The 17,895-nt window shown below is 55.8% G+C and carries 15 protein-coding genes and 2 pseudogenes; 11 read left to right on the top strand and 6 right to left on the bottom strand.

Translation table 11 applies throughout. The annotated features are described in order from the left end of the window. The first annotated feature begins 123 nt into the window (after nucleotides 1-123). Both QTO30_RS09815 and QTO30_RS09810 read left to right on the top strand, forming a co-directional pair. Entirely contained in the window at nucleotides 124-2,619 is a 2,496-nt protein-coding gene (locus tag QTO30_RS09815) for a GcvT family protein (protein WP_340423971.1), read from the top strand. A gap of 58 nt (nucleotides 2,620-2,677) precedes the next feature. Continuing rightward, complete coding sequence (locus QTO30_RS09810; RefSeq protein ID WP_340423970.1) at nucleotides 2,678-2,968, top strand: DUF6958 family protein; 291 nt, start codon at nucleotides 2,678-2,680, stop codon at nucleotides 2,966-2,968. Here QTO30_RS09810 and QTO30_RS09805 read toward each other — a convergent pair. From QTO30_RS09805 to QTO30_RS09790, 4 genes and pseudogenes are all read right to left on the bottom strand, one after another. After that, on the bottom strand, nucleotides 2,965-3,468 hold the full coding sequence (locus QTO30_RS09805; protein ID WP_340423969.1) for a hypothetical protein: 504 nt from the start codon (nucleotides 3,466-3,468) through the stop codon (nucleotides 2,965-2,967). The genes QTO30_RS09810 and QTO30_RS09805 overlap by 4 nt on opposite strands. 85 nt (nucleotides 3,469-3,553) lie before the next feature. Further along, nucleotides 3,554-4,261, bottom strand: coding sequence for a GNAT family N-acetyltransferase (locus tag QTO30_RS09800; protein ID WP_340423967.1), 708 nt, complete (start codon nucleotides 4,259-4,261; stop codon nucleotides 3,554-3,556). Beyond that, nucleotides 4,258-5,330: pseudogene (locus tag QTO30_RS09795) on the bottom strand (NAD(P)/FAD-dependent oxidoreductase). Before QTO30_RS09795 ends, QTO30_RS09800 begins: the two are co-directional and overlap by 4 nt. A 23-nt stretch (nucleotides 5,331-5,353) precedes the next feature. Next, the gene (locus QTO30_RS09790; RefSeq protein ID WP_340423966.1) at nucleotides 5,354-6,259 is read right to left on the bottom strand and encodes an aldo/keto reductase; all 906 of its coding nucleotides are present in this window, start codon (nucleotides 6,257-6,259) and stop codon (nucleotides 5,354-5,356) included. Between the two features lie 60 nt (nucleotides 6,260-6,319). On the opposite strand from QTO30_RS09790, the gene QTO30_RS09785 reads away from it, so the two are divergent. From QTO30_RS09785 to dacB, 3 genes are all read left to right on the top strand, one after another. Further along, nucleotides 6,320-6,916 carry a hypothetical protein gene (locus QTO30_RS09785; RefSeq protein ID WP_340423965.1) on the top strand — a complete coding sequence of 199 codons (597 nt, stop codon included), beginning with the start codon at nucleotides 6,320-6,322 and terminating at the stop codon, nucleotides 6,914-6,916. 120 nt (nucleotides 6,917-7,036) lie between these two features. Further along, nucleotides 7,037-7,633 (top strand): nicotinate-nucleotide adenylyltransferase, encoded by a 597-nt coding sequence (locus QTO30_RS09780; protein ID WP_340423963.1) that lies wholly within the window; start codon nucleotides 7,037-7,039, stop codon nucleotides 7,631-7,633. A 128-nt stretch (nucleotides 7,634-7,761) separates the two neighbouring features. Continuing rightward, complete coding sequence (gene dacB, locus QTO30_RS09775) at nucleotides 7,762-9,099, top strand: D-alanyl-D-alanine carboxypeptidase/D-alanyl-D-alanine endopeptidase (RefSeq protein ID WP_340423962.1); 1,338 nt, start codon at nucleotides 7,762-7,764, stop codon at nucleotides 9,097-9,099. On the opposite strand, the gene QTO30_RS09770 is transcribed toward dacB, so the two are convergent. Continuing rightward, nucleotides 9,100-9,525, bottom strand: coding sequence for a tellurite resistance TerB family protein (locus QTO30_RS09770; protein ID WP_445327141.1), 426 nt, complete (start codon nucleotides 9,523-9,525; stop codon nucleotides 9,100-9,102). 103 nt (nucleotides 9,526-9,628) lie between these two features. Here QTO30_RS09770 and QTO30_RS09765 point away from each other — a divergent pair, with 103 nt between their 5' ends. The 4 genes and pseudogenes from QTO30_RS09765 (at nucleotide 9,629) to QTO30_RS09750 (ending at nucleotide 14,432) form a co-directional block, all read left to right on the top strand. After that, nucleotides 9,629-11,197 carry a lysine--tRNA ligase gene (locus QTO30_RS09765; protein WP_340423961.1) on the top strand — a complete coding sequence of 523 codons (1,569 nt, stop codon included), beginning with the start codon at nucleotides 9,629-9,631 and terminating at the stop codon, nucleotides 11,195-11,197. Nucleotides 11,198-11,220: 23 nt separating this feature from the next. After that, the gene (locus tag QTO30_RS09760; RefSeq protein WP_340423960.1) at nucleotides 11,221-11,565 is read left to right on the top strand and encodes a hypothetical protein; all 345 of its coding nucleotides are present in this window, start codon (nucleotides 11,221-11,223) and stop codon (nucleotides 11,563-11,565) included. 52 nt (nucleotides 11,566-11,617) lie between these two features. Further along, a complete protein-coding gene (locus QTO30_RS09755; RefSeq protein WP_340423958.1) occupies nucleotides 11,618-12,019 on the top strand; it encodes a DUF4864 domain-containing protein in 402 nt (133 codons plus the stop codon). A gap of 125 nt (nucleotides 12,020-12,144) precedes the next feature. Next, nucleotides 12,145-14,432: pseudogene (locus QTO30_RS09750) on the top strand (glycosyl hydrolase family 28-related protein). A gap of 311 nt (nucleotides 14,433-14,743) precedes the next feature. Here QTO30_RS09750 and QTO30_RS09745 read toward each other — a convergent pair. Next, on the bottom strand, nucleotides 14,744-15,325 hold the full coding sequence (locus QTO30_RS09745; protein ID WP_340423957.1) for a hypothetical protein: 582 nt from the start codon (nucleotides 15,323-15,325) through the stop codon (nucleotides 14,744-14,746). 162 nt (nucleotides 15,326-15,487) lie between these two features. Between QTO30_RS09745 and QTO30_RS09740 the strand changes: the two genes are divergently transcribed. Continuing rightward, nucleotides 15,488-15,712, top strand: coding sequence for a DUF1127 domain-containing protein (locus QTO30_RS09740; protein ID WP_340423956.1), 225 nt, complete (start codon nucleotides 15,488-15,490; stop codon nucleotides 15,710-15,712). Nucleotides 15,713-15,890: 178 nt separating this feature from the next. Next, nucleotides 15,891-17,849 (top strand): acetate--CoA ligase, encoded by a 1,959-nt coding sequence (acs, locus tag QTO30_RS09735; RefSeq protein ID WP_340423955.1) that lies wholly within the window; start codon nucleotides 15,891-15,893, stop codon nucleotides 17,847-17,849. The last annotated feature ends 46 nt before the right edge of the window (nucleotides 17,850-17,895 follow it).

Genomic DNA, 17,895 nt, shown 5'->3' with positions numbered 1-17,895 from the left:
GCGTTCTGCCTAGTCGGGAAACCCTGATCCTTGTCGGTTTTGCGCCGTATCCGGTCGGCTGGTTCTATCGCCGCTGCCAGGTTTCGCGCAAGTTACCGCCAAAGATGCCAAGGAGTCGTCATCATGAAAACGCAAGTCAAAGCATTGGTTGTCGGTGGCGGTGCAGTTGGTACGTCAATCGCGTATCACCTGGCCAAAGCAGGCTGGGACGATGTGATGCTTTTGGAGCGCGATGAGCTGACGTCCGGCTCCACTTGGCACGCAGCGGGTCTCTTGCCTTTGTTCAACATGTCCTTCGCCACGACCCATATCCACAAATACTCAGTCGACTTCTACAAGTCGTTGGAAGAAGAAACCGGTCTGAACGCTGGTTTCGCAGTCGTGGGCAACCTGCGCATGGCGCAGACACAAGAGCGGATGGATGAGTATATGCTCTATGCGTCAACCGCCGAAACCTGTGATGTGCCTTACGTTTGGATGACGCCTGATGAAATCAAGGCGAAGTGGCCGTTGATCCGCACAGAGGATCTGAAAGGCGCGCTGTATCATCACACGGACGGCTATATTAACCCCGCCGATGTGACGCAGGCGATGGCCAAGGGCGCACGCCAGCGTGGCGTGATGATTGAACGCAAGTGGCAGGCCGATGCGTTTGCATGGAACGGTGACGCATGGGAGATCACCTGCACCAAGATGGTCGAGAAGGGCGGCAACCTTGTGCCCTCTGACGAGCAAATCGTGATCACGGCCGAACATGTTGTCACGGCTTCGGGCAACCACGCACAGACGACGGCCAAGAAACTGGGCATCAAGATCCCCGCAATCCCGGTCGAGCACCAGTTCATCGTCATGGACAAGGACCCCGCGCTTGAAGCGTTCCGTGCCGAGGGCAATGTCGAGCACCCGGTTATTCGCGATGCCGATGCGCAATCATACGTGCGTGAGGAGCGCGGCGGCTGGATTTTGGGTGTCTATGAAAAAGGCGCGCCAGCGGTCTTTGAATATGGCGTGCCGGATAGTTTCCGCGCTGATCTTTTCCCGCTCGATCTGGAGCGGATCGAAGAGCAGTATATGGCCATGATCCATCGCGTCCCATCTTGCGAGGAAAGCGGTCTGAAAGACGATTTCAACGGCCCGATTTGCTATACGCCTGATGGCAACCCGCTGGTCGGTCCGGCACCGGGTTTGCGCAATATGTGGCTGGCCGAAGGGTTTTCTTTCGGGATCACGGCCGCGGGTGGCACCGGGTACTACCTTGCGCAGATGATGGTTGATGGCGAGGCCGAGATTGATATGGCCTCGCTCGACCCCAAGCGCTACGGCGATTGGATGACGACCGAATTCGCGGCACGCAAGAACGAAGAATGCTATGATCACGTCTACATTCTTCATCACCCTGATGAAGAACGCCCGGCCTGCCGCCCGCTGCGCACGTCACCGGCCTATGATCGGCAGGCAGCGCGTGGCGCGCAGTTTGGCTTCGTGAATGGATGGGAGCGCCCGAACTATTTCGCGCCTGAAGGGTTCAATGACCATGATAGCCGGTCATTCCGTCGCGGTGGCTGGTGGCAATATGCTGTGGATGAAGCCAAAGCGATTCGTGATGGTGTGGGCTTGATTGATGCCACCGCGTTCACCAAACATATCGTCAAAGGCCCCGGCGCAACGGCGTTCCTTGACTGGTTCACCACGAACAAGCTGCCGCGTGTTGGTCGGATTAACCTGACTTATGCGCTGACCGATCACGGTACGACCCGGACCGAATATACCATCGTACGGTTGAAGGATGACGAGTATTATCTTGTCTCGGCTGGCGCATGGACGGACTATGACGCGGATTTCTTACGTAAAGCAGTCGAGGACAAAGAGGCGGAGTTTGGGCGCATTGACGTACAGAACGTCACGACCCAATGGGGTGTCTTCGCGATTGCCGGACCAAAGTCGCGCGATGTCCTGAACGCTGTGATCAAAGACGCTGATCCTGCAACGGCGCTGACCAACAAACGTTTCCCATGGCTGTCTGCCAAGCAGATCGAGCTGGGGATGTGTCCCGTCAATGCGATCCGTGTCGCTTACACGGGCGAGTTGGGTTGGGAACTGCATCACCCAATTGAGATGCAGAATTACCTGTTTGATCTGTTGGAAAAAGCAGGCGAACCGCATGGGATGAAACTGGTGGGTGCACGCGCGCAAAACTGGTTGCGGCAAGAGAAATCCTACCGTGCGTTTGGCACAGAGTTGGGCCGCGATGCGACGCCATTGGAGGCCGATCTGCCGCGCTTTGTGGACTTGTCGAAGGACTTCAACGGCAAGGCCGCGATGGAAGAGAAGGGTATTCGTGCCAAATGCGTCACGCTGCTGATTGACGGCCCAGAAGATGCTGATCCTTGGGGACGCGAGGCGCTTTATGCAATGGATGGCACGCGCGTTGGTCGTTTGACCTCGGGAGGATATTCAGTCGCCTTTGAGAAGTCGATTGGCATGGGATACGTAAAGCCGGAACTGGCAGACGTGGGTACAAAGCTAAAGGTCAAGATGCTTGATCAGTTGTGGGATGCCGAGATCGTTGAAGACAGTCCCTACGACCCCAAAAACACGACAATCCGTGTGGATGGTTGACAGGCGTAGCCTTGTAAGGTGGGTTTGAACCCACCTTACACTTTAGAAAGGTCCGCACATGTCAGAGAAGATTGCCGTTGAGAACATCAACACGCCCGGTCGCACCACCAATGTCGACAAGGCCAAATATGTGGCCATGAAACAGGCGATGCTGGCCACTCTGCCTAAATCAGCCCCAGGCATGACAGCCAATGAAGCCAAAGAGGCGGCCAAGCCGCTTCTGCCTGAGGATCTGTTCCCTGGCGGTGCTACTTCGGGCTGGTGGCAAAAATGCGTTCAACTGGATCTAGAGGCAAAAGGCGTTGTCGTCCGTGAAGATAGCAAACCCTTACGCTTTCATCAGATCTAGTTGTTGTCGGGGACCGTCGATCCTGCGGCCATCATCGCTTCCATAAAGCCAGAATTCTTGCTGGCTTCGATTTGCAATTCCATCATGCCGCATGCGCCGTTGATCTCTAACATGCGTTCGTCGGTGATACCGTCCGGTGTCATTGCGTCAAATACACCGTTATCGGTCGCCTCAGTCATTGTCATCGATGACAATGTTGGCAGCATAGCGTCCATTTCAGTCAGCATGTCGTCGACATCGCTTGCGCTGGTTTCGTCAATATAAGTGTCAAGAATGCACCCTGCGGCTGCGCGAATTTCATCGGTCCATGGCGGCACCATGCCATCAAGCGCGCGCAGGGCTGTCGCATCACCGCCTTGTTGTTCGATTTCATTGGCCATCATGTCGATCATCACGACATTCATTTTATCTGACAATGCCTCAAAACGCTCAAGCTGGGTTTCGGCGCTGACAGTGATGGGCAAAAGACAGATCGCTGTGGCGAGGGTCAAACGGGTCATCGGTATGCTTTCTTTTGTGACTGCAGGTGCCGTTAGTTTGAGGCATTTACGAAGGCTTACCAGTCTGGAAAACCTGCCTCTTGTATTAATCGGTCATCTTCATGCGTAGTGTAGTTTTTTGTTTGCCACTAGCATCAAAATTATTGGGGTCCAGCCATCTTGCGAACTCTGCCTCCAGCTGTGGCCAATCGCGATCAAGTACCGAAAACCACGCTGTATCCCTGTTGCGCCCCTTGTATACCAGCGCTTGTTTGAACAGCCCGTCATATTGAAATCCCAGCCTTGCGGCAGCGACCCGCGATGGCGCATTCAGTGCATCACATTTCCATTCGTACCGGCGGTAGCCCAATTCGCCCAGTGCGCGCTTCATCATCAGATACATGGCCTCTGTCGCCATGACCCTGCGTTGCAGGGCGGGGGCAAAGGTGATGTATCCCACCTCGACCACGCCATTCTCGGGCTGGATACGCAGAAAGCTGGCAACGCCAACTGGCTTACCAGTGGACATGTCGATGACTGCAAAAAAGAGAGGGTCTTTGCTGTGCACGGCTTGGGCCACCCAATCGGCGTAGTCCGCCTCTGATGAGAAGGGGCCATTGGGCATATAGGTCCAAAGCGTTCCGGTGGTATCTTGCGCAAAGGCTGTATGCAAATCAGCGCTGTGCTGGGTCGTTAGAGGGACCACTTCGCAGGTGCGCCCCTGCATCGCCGTGTGCGGGATTGTCGCGCATCCGGTCCAGTTTGGCACCAAGTCGCCGATGGGTTGCCCTTGGGCATTCAAACGTGCGGTCATGCAAACCTCTGGGGAGAGAGTGCTGTGACAGCGTCCACTGGCAGGTCCGATGCCGCCCCGCTGAGCAAATCAGCCAGCAACTGGCTGGCTGCGGGTGCTGATTGCATGCCGTATCCACCCTGTCCTGCGCACCAGATAAAGCTGGGTTCTTGTGGATCTGGCCCCAGAACAAGGTTCCGATCCGGTGCAAATGTGCGCAGCCCCGCCCAAGAGCTGAGCAGTCGTGTAACCGGCTCGGTCACGTTGGCCTCATACCGCGCCAGCCCTTCCGCCAAAACCATGTCATCAGCATAGGCGTCATGGGGCGTTGTCGGGTCTTCTTCTGCGGGCGAGACGATCAGCGCACCTGCGTCGGCCTTAGCATACCAATCTTCCCCGGGGCCAAACAGCATAGGCCATGTACTGACGTCATGACCTCCGGGCGCGGGAATACGGGCCATAGAGCGGCGCAGTGGTGTGAAACCCAATGTGGCGACACCTGCCAAACCCGCAACATGATCTGCCCAGGCCCCCGCTGCATTCACCAGATGACGCGCCTCAAAACTCAGCGGGCCTGCGCTGACAACCCAACCGGTGCCAGTGTGTTTGATATCGTCGACCTGCACCTTTGTACTGACGGTCGCGCCATTGTCGCGGGCCGTGCGTGCGAAGGTCTGGATCAGCTTGTCGGTATCAATGTCCCATGCTGCCGCGTGATAGGCGGCGCGATCCAACACATCCTCATTCAGGATAGGTACCATATCCTTGGCCTGTTGCATGCTGATCCGGTCAAGTTTCATCTGCCCTACATCTGCAGCGAAATGATCAGCCGTGCTTGCACTTCCAACCAACAGTAGCCCGCGTGGGCTAAGCACACCGGCAGCATCGTGAAAGGCACGGCTTGCCTTGTTCAGCGCGACCGTCGAGGGCTTACCGTAGTTCTGTTCAAACAGCGCGGCGGACCGGCCAGAGGTGTGATACGCCAGCGCATCTTCGCCTTCCAGCAGGGTGACGGTGCCCAATTCCGACAAGCGCGCCGCGGCGGAAACGCTTAAGCAATGCCGCCACCGATAACCAGAAAATCGATCATCCTTCTTCAAGCCGGTCGGTTGCTTACGGCGGTGTGATGCTAAGTGCGGTGATCTGATCATATAGCGCAGCACTCATCTTGAATGACATGGCATCAAGTGACGGTTGCAACTGTGCGGCAGATCTGGCCGAAACAATGGGCCTTGGTGCGACGCGATGCTCTGCGGCCCATGCTACCGCCAGAGTGGCGGCGGGCACGCCCATGTTGGCACCAAGCTCTGACAGTTTCCGAGCGGCATTATGCATCCAATCCTGATCATAACGGGCCTTGTAGCGGTCATCTTCGGTCAGGCGGCCGGTTGCGCCTTGCGCATACTTGCCCGTCAAAAGGCCCCCGCCCAAAGGCGAATAGGGAACAACCACGATATCTTGATCTGCCGCCATCGGAAAGATTTCGACCTCGCTTTGGCGCTTCACAAGGCTGTACATCGGCTGAACAACATCAATCTTTGTGTTCAGTGATTTTGCCACGGCCTGCGCCTTCATCACCTGCCATGCGGCATAGTTGGAAACACCGATATGGCGGATCAGGCCCTTCGATTGCAACTCTGCCAGGGTGCTGAACGTTTCTTCCAGCGGTGTGCGGTCGTCAAAGCGATGCATGTAAAGCAGATCGACCGCATCTTCGTTCAAGCGTTTGCGTGAAATGTCAAAGTGCTCAAGGATTTGGGCGCGCGAGGCGCCAGCGGTATATCCGGCCTTGGTGGCCAGATAGATATGCTCGCGCGCGGGTTTGATCAGCGGGCCAAGGATCGTCTCGGATGCACCTTCTGTATAGATATAGGCCGTATCAAAGTGGTTGATGCCGCTTTCTCGTGCGGCCTCAAACATGGCGTTGCTTTCGGCTTGGTCGGCTTTGCCGCCAAACTGCATTGTGCCGAAGGTGAGCTTGGAAAGCGGTGCACCGCTGCGCGTTGTCAAATCTATCATTTTTCGACTTTGGCATGCCTGTGATATGATGAAAAGATATCCTTACAAGAGTTGCGTTAAATGGGTCGCGAAGCCGTAGCTGTGTGTCATTGGAACGGGGAAACCGCCGAAGCAAAACTGCATCTGGATTCCGCATATTTGCAACTGCGCGGAGAGATGCGGGCTGACATTCCACGTGCGCATATCAGGGATGTTGTGCTTGTGGATGCCGGTGTGCGGGTTATCACCGATGGCCCGGAACTGACCATGGAATTTGGCGCGAGTGAAGCAGCACGCTGGCAAAAGGCATTGTTGAAAAAACCTCCGACTTTGGCGGAAAAGCTGGGTGTATCTGCGGATACACCCGCCTTCATCCTCGGCACCTTCGATGATGCACCGCTGAAGGACGCCTTATGCGGCGCGACTGTAACCGAGGCGCGGGATGCGGCCATTCTGCTTGCGATTCTCGTGGAGGAAGCAGATTTGCAGGCTGCTTCGGACATGGCCATGGCCCACCCTGACAAGCATATTTGGATGATCCATCGCAAAGGTAAGACGGCTATGGTGAATGACTCAATGATCCGCAGGCATATGCGGGGCCTAGGGTTTATTGATAGTAAAACCAGCGCTGTTTCGGATCAGCTGACGACGACACGGTATCGCATGCGTGCCAAATAGTGGCTGATGCATTGACAGTCTTGGCAATGGAATGGCTACTACGGCGCAAGTGAAATCAACCCGCGACCACAACATAAGAATGCTGTCTTTTCCTCTTAGATGCCGTAAGGCGCGCCTGTTATGAATGGCGGATGTCCTGTGGGGAAGCCCGGTCAGGTGATTGGCTTGCTGGGCGGGTCCTTTGATCCGCCGCACGCCGGGCATGTGCATATCTCGAAGGTCGCCTTGAAGCGTTTTGGTCTGGATCGGTTATGGTGGCTTGTGTCGCCCGGAAACCCTTTGAAAGAGAGTGGTCCGGCCCGTTTAGCGGACCGTATGCAGGCCGCGCGCGCCATGATGCAACACCCGCGCGTAACCGTCACGGATATCGAAGCCCGGATTGGCACCCGTTATACCGCGCAGACGTTGGTCGCACTGCGGCGGCGCTATCGAGGGGTCCGGTTTGTCTGGATCATGGGCGCGGACAATCTGGCACAGTTTCATCGTTGGCAGGACTGGCGCTGGATTATCGAAACAGTGCCTATTGGCGTGCTGGCGCGACCCGGTGACCGGATACCGGCCCGGATGTCAAAAGCGGCCAGGCTGTATGCGCGAGCGCGGCTTTCTGGGCGGGCAGCCCATATCCTCGGGCAGGCGGATACGCCCGCCTGGACATTTATCAATTTGCCTATGTCGGATCAATCATCGACTGCCATCCGCAAGCGGGGGGAGTGGTAATGCGTCTATCCCGAAGAGCCATGTTGGCAGGGGCTGCTTCCACGTTGGCTGCAACTGCGTTCGCGGATGCTCCGCTGACGTCGCCTCGTCCACGGGCACGCGCGCCTGTCAAGGATGCAATTGCCAGAATGGTCGCCGAAAAAGGGTTTTCTGGTGATTTTGGCGTTGTGGTCGCTGACCTGCAAACTGGCGAAATACTCGAAGATATCGGGGGCGAAAATGCGCAGCCGCCTGCGAGCGTTACCAAGGCTTTCACTGCACTCTATGCGATCGAGGCATTGGGCGAGGGACATACATTTGAGACCCGCATTTATGCCGATGGCGACATAGAAGACGGTGTTTTAAACGGAAATTTGATTCTGGCAGGGGGCGGCGATCCCAATCTGGTTACTGACCAGATCGCAGAATTGGCGCAGCGATTGAAGGACACCGGTCTGCGCGAAGTCAAAGGTGACTTTCTTGTCTGGGACAATGCGTTGATCAACCAGGATGAGATTGATGAGAGCCAGTTTGACTACCTTGGCTATAATCCAACAATCACCGGGCTGAACCTCAACTACAATCGCGTGCACTTCGAATGGAAGCTGGACGGCGAGGACTACGTCACAACCATGGATGCCCGCAGTGAGAACTACCGCCCAGCGGTAACGACGGCGCGCATCAGGGTGATTGACCGCGCATCACCTGTCTTCACCTACAGCGATGTAGGCGACGTCGACCAATGGACAGTGGCCGGATCGGCCTTAAACAAGGAAGGGTCACGGTGGTTGCCGGTGCGGCATCCCGCGCTTTATGCTGGTGAGGTGTTTGCGACGTTTGCGCGTAGCCATGGCATTGTGCTCAAAGCTCCCAAAGAAACGCAAGCGGTGCCGAATGGTACGCCCATAGCGCGTTTTCAAAGCGCGTCGTTGCGGGACATCATGCGGGGTATGCTACGGTTTTCAACGAACCTGACGGCAGAAGCTGCCGGCATGGCTGCGACAGCAGCGCGCGCTGGCATGCCCCGGGGTTTGCGTACCTCTGCTTTGGGAATGTCGCGCTGGGCCGATGCCCGCGCCGGTGGTATTGCGCCTTCCTTTGTCGATCACTCGGGTCTGGGCGATCAGTCGCGGGTGTCACCTGCCGATATGGTGCGGTTATTGGTTGCGCCCAATGTGATGCCGACCCTGCAACCGATTATGCGCGATATTCGTCTGGTCGGGAACGATGAGCAGGTGATCAATGATCCGAACGTTTCGGTGAAAGCCAAGACGGGAACATTAAACTTTGTGTCATCACTTGCTGGTTACGTGCGCACCAAAAACGGTCGTGATCTGGCGTTTGCCTTCTTTGCGTCCGATCTGGAGGCGCGCGAAGCTGGCAAGTTGACCGGAGCTGAAAGCCCACCAGGTGCGCGCGGCTGGAACAGACGGGCGCGGCGGTTACAGCAGGATATCCTCAAGCATCTGGCGTTCAGGCTGACCTGATCAGAGGGTCATGTGACGCGCACGAGACCCGCGCTCGATCGCTGCTGCGTGCAATCGGTCAAGGTCGAGTTCATAGCGAATCTCTTCCAGCATCCGCACTTCGGGGCCAACAACGCGGCCATCAGCCGCCGCGACATCGCATGAGAGCGCATATGCTGTCTCATACAGGTGTTCTGGCAAGGCATCGCGGATCAAGCCGAACAACGCCTCCAAGCCATCTTCCTGCTCGAAGAGATCGAACACCATTTTGGACATACGTGGCAGACGTTCGGCATCGTAGGCATCAAAAACCGGCAGGTTGTTGATTGCATTGCTTATTTTCACCAGCTCCGCCGTGCGGATGTTCTCATCTGATGCAGAGACAGCGATCATCAGGGCGGCAAGCGCATCTTGCGCGGTCATTGGGGCATCTTCGAGCATCATCATTTCCTTTGTTCTGCCTCACATTTATTGACGCCTTGCCTGTCTCGCAATAGGGAGTGCGCGTTGTGGCGGTCACAATGACGCCCTCAATTGAAGCGAGAGAACCATGAGCACGATGCGTGAAGCTGCGATGACGTCGAAGGCCTGGCCCTTTGTTGAGGCGCGCGCATTGCTCAAACGGTATGAAAACAAGGCGCCCGAGAAAGGGTATGTTTTGTTTGAGACCGGCTATGGTCCGTCAGGCCTGCCGCATATCGGGACGTTTGGAGAGGTGTTGCGCACGACAATGATCCGTCGCGCGTTTGAGGTGATTTCTGACATCCCGACCAAGCTGATCTGCTTTTCTGACGATTTGGACGGGATGCGGAAGGTCCCGGGCAATGTGCCGCAGCAAGATATGCTGGCGGAGCACATGCATAAGCCGCTGACGTCTGTGCCTGATCCGTTTGGGACGCATGAGAGCTTTGGTCATCATAACAATGCGATGTTGCGGCGCTTCCTCGATACGTTCGGGTTTGAGTATGAATTCTATTCGGCGCGCGAATTCTATCAGACGGGCCAGTTTGACGAGATCTTGTTGCGCGCTGCTGCCCGCTATGACGATATCATGGCCGTGATGCTGAAATCTTTGCGTGAGGAACGCCAAGGAACCTATTCGATCTTCTTGCCGATCCATCCCGAAACGGGCCGTGTCCTTTATGTGCCAATGAAGCATGTTGATGGTGAGAAAGGCGAGATCACCTTTGATGACCCGGACGGTCGCGAATGGACGCTGCCGGTCACTGGCGGCAATGTGAAACTGCAATGGAAGCCGGACTTTGGTGCGCGCTGGGCGGCGCTGGAAGTTGATTTTGAGATGTACGGCAAGGAGCACGCCACCAACACGGCGATCTACGACCGGATTTGCGAGATTTTGGGTGGCAAGAAACCAAACCATTTCTCTTATGAGTTGTTCCTCGATGAGAACGGGCAGAAGATTTCCAAGTCGTCCGGTAACGGTATCTCCATCGATGAATGGCTGACCTATGCGTCGACCGAGAGCTTGAGCTACTTTATGTACCTCAAGCCGAAAACGGCCAAACGGATGCATTTTGACGTGATCCCCAAGGCCGTGGATGAGTATCACCAGCAATTGCGCGCTTACGCTGATCAGGATGATGCGGGCCGGGCTAACAACCCGGTGTTCCACATTCACGGACACAATGTACCAGCGTCGGATATGGTCGTGCCATTCGCGATGTTGCTGAATCTCGCGTCGGTCTCTGGGGCCGAGGACAAGGACACGCTGTGGGGCTTCATCCAGCGCTACGCGCCAGAGGCGTCTGCCGAAAAGAACCCGCAGATGGATCAGGCTGCTGGCTTTGCAGTGCGTTACTACAATGATTTTGTGAAGCCCACGAAGGTTTATCGTGCACCAACTGATCGGGAGCGTGCTGCGTTGACCGACCTGGCTGACCGCTTGAAAGCCTGGGATGGTGGTTTGGACGCGGAAGAATTGCAAACGATGGTCTTTGCCGTCGGCAAAGAGCATGGCTTTGATCCGCTGCGGGCCTGGTTCACCGCACTTTACGAAGTGCTTTTGGGCGCATCACAGGGCCCGCGCTTTGGTGGCTTCATCGCACTTTACGGTGTTGAGGAGACAATTGCGCTGATCGAGCAGCAATTGGCCGGGTAACGGCTTTTGTGTTAGGTTGCGGCATGGACCGTGACGCTGTTCTTGAGATCTATGATCGTCTGATCGCCAAACACGATGGCCTTGCCCGGAAAGGCAAGGCAACCGCATACACGGCCGTAAATGGCAATATGTTCAGCTTTGTTGGCCCCGATGGTGAAATGTGTATCAGATTGCCAAAGGACGAAATTGTTGCTTTTGGCAAAGACTATGCCAACGACCCGGTGATCCGGCACAACAGCGTGATGGACGGCTATGTCGCTGTCCCAAAAGACCTGCTGCATAATTATGCAACGCTTACTGTTTGGTTTGCGAAGTCTGTCGCCTTCGCCAACGGCCTGAAATCCAAACCCACAAAGAAAAAGAACTGACCGCCGTTTTGGTGCGTATCTACTATGACCTTAGACAGGTGGAGGGTAACAGATGCGTTTGATTGGACTGATACTGGGGATCTGGATAACAGCGACTTCGGTGTTCGCTCAGGATGCGGATGCAATTGAAGATGTGATCGGCAACCAGTTGGATGCCTTCAATAACCGCGACGTTTCAGGGGCTTGGCAGTATGCCAGTCCAAATATCAAGCGCTTGTTTGGCAATCCCGGCAACTTCGGCATGATGGTGCAGCAGGGCTATCCGATGGTGTGGGACAACGCCGATGTGCGGTTTCTGGAGCTACGCGACATCCGTGGCAATCTTTGGCAAAAGGTGATGGTGCGCGATGCCCAAGGTGGTTTGCATATCCTTGACTACCAGATGATCGAAACCGCTGATGGTTGGCAGATCAACGGCGTGCAACTGCTGCCCGCGCCTGATGTGGGTGCCTAGAGCCGTTGCGTCGGTGACCGTCACGGTGCCGTCAGCCCCTCTTTAGATTGAGAAGATACCTCTGACACAGGTGGCCCAGCTGCGCGTTGGGCCTTTTGCATTTCTCAAGCTTCAGGGGCTCTTTCATGAACAAAGCTATCACCGACGGGATCGTTTTTGACCCATTGCCTTTTTCCGCTGGTCTTTCGCTGTGGTCGAGCGAGGATGGCACGCCGGGAACGAACACCTATGCGGGCAGCGGATCAGGTGTCTTTGTGGCCGCTGATCAGGATTTTGCGGGTTGTCTTGAGTTGTTAAAGAACGAGGCGACCCAGCGCGTTCGCTATAAGGGTGAGACGCCCATATTGCCGGGGTGCTATTTGCAAATCACAGCGCGGGTCAAGGCCGTTGCAGGTGCATTGCCTGCGGTGCGCATCGCCGGTTATGCCGGGTTGGGTGGCGGTGTTCAGCTGACGGGCGTGACCGAAGTGGGGCCGTCGGCACAGCTGACAACCTATGGCGAGGTAGTCGAGGTCACGGCCATCGTGGCGACAGCTGATCGCAGCGGTGTTGATCTGGTGTGGACCGGGGCCGCATACGGCCACTTTGGCATTGATCTGACCGGGCCGACGGGCGGTGTTGTGCGTCTGGATGATATCACGATCACGGATGTGTCCTCTGCCTTTCAAGGTGATCTGACAGGGCTGGTTGATGTGCGCGACTATGGCGCGAAGGGTGACGGTGCGACCGACGACAGTGCCGCCTTCAACGCGGCAGATGCGGCGGCGAACGGCCGGACGGTGATGGTGCCAGAGGGCGACTACCTGCTGGAAAGCAATGTGACGATGGACAATCCGGTCCGTTTTGTCGGGCGCATTTTGCAGGAGCCTGCGTTTCGCTTCATTCTGCAACAGGACTATGACTACGACAGCTATCTGGCTGCGTTTCACGACGAAGAGCTCGCGTTTAAAAAGGCCTATCAGGCGCTTATTAATTTTGCTGATCACGACAGTTTGGATCTTTGCGGGCGTCGTGTTCTGCTGACCGAACCTGTTGATATGCAGGCCGCAGACCCCAGCCGCACAAGGTTTGAAACCCGCCGCGTCATTCGTAATGGTCAGTTTCAACCCGCAGATGGTGCCGCGTGGGACACGGTCGAGGTGACATCACAGGCGACCTATGCGGCCAATGACGACAACCGGCTGACCAATGTGGCAAATGCGGCAAACATCGCCGTGGGATCATTGGTTCAGGGCAATGGTGTGGGCCGGGAGATCTATGTCACTGCGGTCAACGAAAGTGCACAAACGCTCGAGATCAGCCGCCCGCTGTATGATGCGGAAGGCACGCAAATCTTCACCTTCTCGCGCTTCCAGTACATGCTTGATTTCTCGGGCTACGACAAGCTGAGCCAGTTCATTCTGGATGATATTGAGTTTCAGGGCCGCGGGATTGCGAGCGGCATCATGATGGCCCCTGACGGGTTTACGTTCCACGTGCGTGATTGCTTTGTGAACAATCCCAAAGATCGCGGCATCACCTCCCCGGATTGGGTTGCCAAGGGATGATGCTGGACCGGTGCCAACTGATTTCAGATGAACAAAGCATACCTGCCCAAAATCGCGTAAGCATCGGGTTCAATGCCAACGCCAATGACGTCAAGATCAGAGACAACCGTGTCAGCCGGTTCAAGCATTTTTGTGTGTTGGCGGGATCGGGCAATCTGATCACCGGCAATCACTGGTTTCACGGCGACGATCAAACCAATGGGTTGCGTTTGGGTGGTGTGGTCATGACCCTTCCCAATCCCAAGAGCATCTTTACCGGCAACTATGTCGACAATAACTTTATTGAATGGACGAATGAGCATGATGCCACCCCAGCTCTGGGTGCGCAGTTTTCATTTGGTGGCCTGACCATTACGGGCAACATGTTTACGGTCAATGATGTGACCGATGCATTCAATTTCATTGTGATCAAACCGTTTGGCCCCAACCATTTTATCAATGGTTTCTCGGTGACCGGGAATGTGTTCCGTTCGCTCAATGGTCGTATTGACCGGGTTGAAAGCGTGGATACAACATTTGCGGATCTTGATTTTAGCCGGACCCGCGATTTCGAGTGTACTGCGAACACCTTCCACAACGTGAACGACCCGGTGTCCAACCCTGCATCACTGACACATGTGCAGGCGACAGAAGCGACAACATGGGTGATGCAGACAGGTGCTGTGCTGCCATTTGGCGGTCACGCGCTGAGTGTTGAGAGTATTATGCCGACTGGTGCGGTGACCAATACAGGTGGAACCACTGTGCATGACCTACCGTGGTCAGAGGGCGGGCAGGGCGCCGCACTGCGCAACGTAAACCTGAACTGGAGCCAGCCGGTCAAAGGGCAGGTCCGCTATGTGGTCAGGATGGACCGAACAGACTAGCCGCTATTGTGTGTGAGAATAAGAAGGCACCCTTCAAAGGGTGCCTTTTGCATTTGTAGGCCTGCCTTTTGCAACGAGTCCAAGGGCTTATGCTGCAATGCAGAAAAATGCTGCATCGGCAAAATAAATCCTCTATAATCATACCAGATTTCAATTCTATTTCAGGGGAACAGCATGACGCCCGCATTTACTTTATCACTCACTGCGCAAAGTTTGCAGGTTGCCAGCGCGGTCATAGGCCAGCAAATGCGGTTTGCTGATGCACTGATTGATCAGACATCTGTCGCGCAGCGCGCTCTTGTGTCCCCTTACTATGGCGCGCCCAAGACCAAGGCGAAGGTCGCACCTGTTGCAAAGAAAGCGCCGGTCAAGAAAGCAGTGGTTGCAAAAGCCAAACCAAAGGCAGAGCCGCCAAAAATTGCTGTCGTGGCGACACCTAAACCGGCACCGAAGGCGCCGGTTGTCGCTGAAGCAAGACCAGCGGTCGCTAAAAAAACGGTCGCTCCAAAACCCACGCCTAAAACTGAAACCGTGACGGCAGAAAAGCCTACTGCCAAGGCCACCAGACCAAAGCCAGCCTTAGATACTGCGAAGGCCGCGAAAGTGGCTGACGCCGCACCATTGGCAAAGGCAAAACCCGCTGCGAAAGCCAAAGCCGTACCTGCCCCCAAAGTGACGCCCGCTGCGGCAAAGGCACCTGCAAAGGCGAAAAAAACCACGCCGAAAGCCGCACCGGCCAAGAAGGCGGTTTCAAAAGCCAAACCTGTAGCCAAAGCGAAGGTGGCTTCAGGGCCAAAGCCACAAGCAGAGGCCAAGACGGTGAATGCCGCTGCCTCCAATGCGCCTAAGCGCGGCAAAACGATCACGGTTGCCGATGCGCCTTGGGACGGCAAAGCGCCGTCCTGATTGTCTGAAAAATGTGCCGCCGTGACGCGAAACTGAGCCCATCATGCACTATATGCATGGTGGGTTTGCAATTGTGTGTATTGTTGCGGAGCTTGCGCTGAATTACGTGTCCGGTGGGAGGACGAACATTTATATCTGCGAGGCTTAAGATGTCACTCCGTCCCGACAATACATTGATTTCCAACCGTGAAATGCTGCTTGAATTGCTGTCAGTGCCTTTCCGTGCGTTGGGATCGGCACTCCAAACTATCGCGTCAAACACAGCGCGTGCCCAAGCCTTGCGCGAATTGGCTATGATTTCCGATGAAGAACTGAAGGCTCGTGGCACGACTCGGGCGGAGGTCATCAGCATGACATTCCGTCACGACGGCTAGTCTTCAGATAGGCCGCAACGCCACGTTGCGGCCCTATCGCACCCTTCCCTTGACCAATGTCAAAGCACGAAACAACGGCGGCTCTATTAATTCTAGGGTTCGTGCCGTTGAAGGCTTGGATTCGGCTGTGTTTTCGCCATGATGCGGCCTGACGATAAAAGATCAGGGGGGAACCACCGTGAGCGACCAACCAGCCGGGACCTATGCGCCATCAGCCGACATGGCCTCAAACGCACATGCGGACAAAGCCAAGTACGAGGAAATGTATGCCGCATCCATCAATGATCCAGAGGCGTTCTGGGGCGAGCATGGTAAGCGGCTGGATTGGATCAAACCCTACACGCGGGTCAAGAACACCAGCTTTGCCCCGGGGAATGTCGATATCAAATGGTTCGAAGACGGCACGCTGAACGTCAGCGCCAACTGTATCGACCGCCATCTGGCAACCCGTGGCGACCAAACCGCCATTATCTGGGAACCGGACAGCCCTGATGATGACGCGCTGCATATCACCTACGCGATGTTGCACGAAAAGACGTCGCTGATGGCCAATGTGCTGAAAGAAATGGGTGTGGGAAAAGGTGACCGGGTTGTCCTCTACCTCCCCATGATCCCGGAAGCCGCCTATGCGATGCTGGCCTGCGCGCGGATTGGTGCGATCCACTCCATCGTTTTTGCAGGATTCTCTGCCGAGGCATTGGGTGCGCGGGTGAATGCATGTGATGCAAAGGTTGTCATTACATCAGATGGGGCACCGCGCGGTGGCCGCGTGACCAACCTCAAAGACAGTGTGAACCAAGCGCTGCTGAATGATTTTGATGAAGTGAAATGCCTTGTCGTCAAACGTACTGGCCAACAAATCGCATGGCGCGATGGGCTGGATTACTGGCTGCACGAAATGGAAGAAAAGGTCGATGCTGACTGTCCGCCCGAAGAGATGAACGCCGAAGACCCTCTATTTATCCTCTATACCTCTGGTTCCACTGGTCAGCCGAAGGGCGTTGTGCATTCCACGGGCGGTTATCTGGTCTATGCGGCGATGACGCAGCAGTACACGTTCGACTATCACGATGGTGATATTTTCTGGTGTACCGCAGACGTTGGCTGGGTCACCGGCCACAGCTATATCGTCTACGGGCCGCTTGCGAATGGGGCCACGACAATCATGTTTGAAGGTGTGCCCACATATCCTGACGCAGGCCGTTTCTGGGCCGTTTGCGAAAAGCACAAGGTCAATCAGTTCTACACCGCGCCGACAGCCATTCGGGCCCTGATGGCGCAGGGCAATACGTTTGTTGAGAAGTACGATCTTTCCGACATCAAGGTGCTGGGTACCGTGGGCGAGCCGATCAACCCCGAAGCGTGGAATTGGTACAATGATGTGGTCGGCAAGGGCAAAGCCCCCATCGTCGATACATGGTGGCAGACCGAGACGGGTGGTCACCTGCTGACGCCACTTCCCGGTGCGACCGCGACCAAACCAGGTTCGGCAACCTTGCCGTTCTTTGGCATTCAACCTGTTATTCTAGAGCCCACCTCTGGCGAAGAGATACATGATACAACCGCCGAAGGTGTCCTGTGCATCAAAGACAGCTGGCCTGCACAGATGCGCACGGTGTGGGGCAATCATGAACGGTTCGAGAAAACCTATTTCAGCGACTACAAGAACTATTACTTCACCGGCGACGGCTGTAAGCGTGACGAAGACGGCTATTACTGGATCACCGGTCGCGTTGACGATGTGATCAACGTCTCTGGTCACCGGATGGGCACCGCTGAGGTCGAAAGCGCCTTGGTCGCCCATGCCAAAGTCGCGGAGGCCGCGGTGGTCGGCTACCCGCATGACATCAAGGGTCAGGGCATCTACGCTTACGTCACGCTGATGAATGGGGAAGAGCCGTCCGATGAGCTGCGCAAAGAGCTGGAAGTATGGGTGCGCGCCGAGATTGGCCCGATTGCCAAGCCTGACTTGCTGCAATGGGCACCGGGCTTGCCGAAAACCCGGTCGGGCAAGATCATGCGCCGTATCCTGCGCAAGATTGCCGAGGATGATTTTGGTGCGCTCGGCGATACATCCACGCTGGCCGATCCGTCGGTCGTTGACGATCTGATCGAAAACCGGATGAATAGAGCCTGAAAATCGGCTAAGTCAAAATGGCCGCGCAGCGTTCTGCGCGGCCATT

It is taken from the genome of Yoonia sp. GPGPB17, from assembly GCF_037892195.1.
Lineage (GTDB): Bacteria > Pseudomonadota > Alphaproteobacteria > Rhodobacterales > Rhodobacteraceae > Yoonia.
This window is presented reverse-complemented; position numbering and strand designations above follow the sequence as displayed.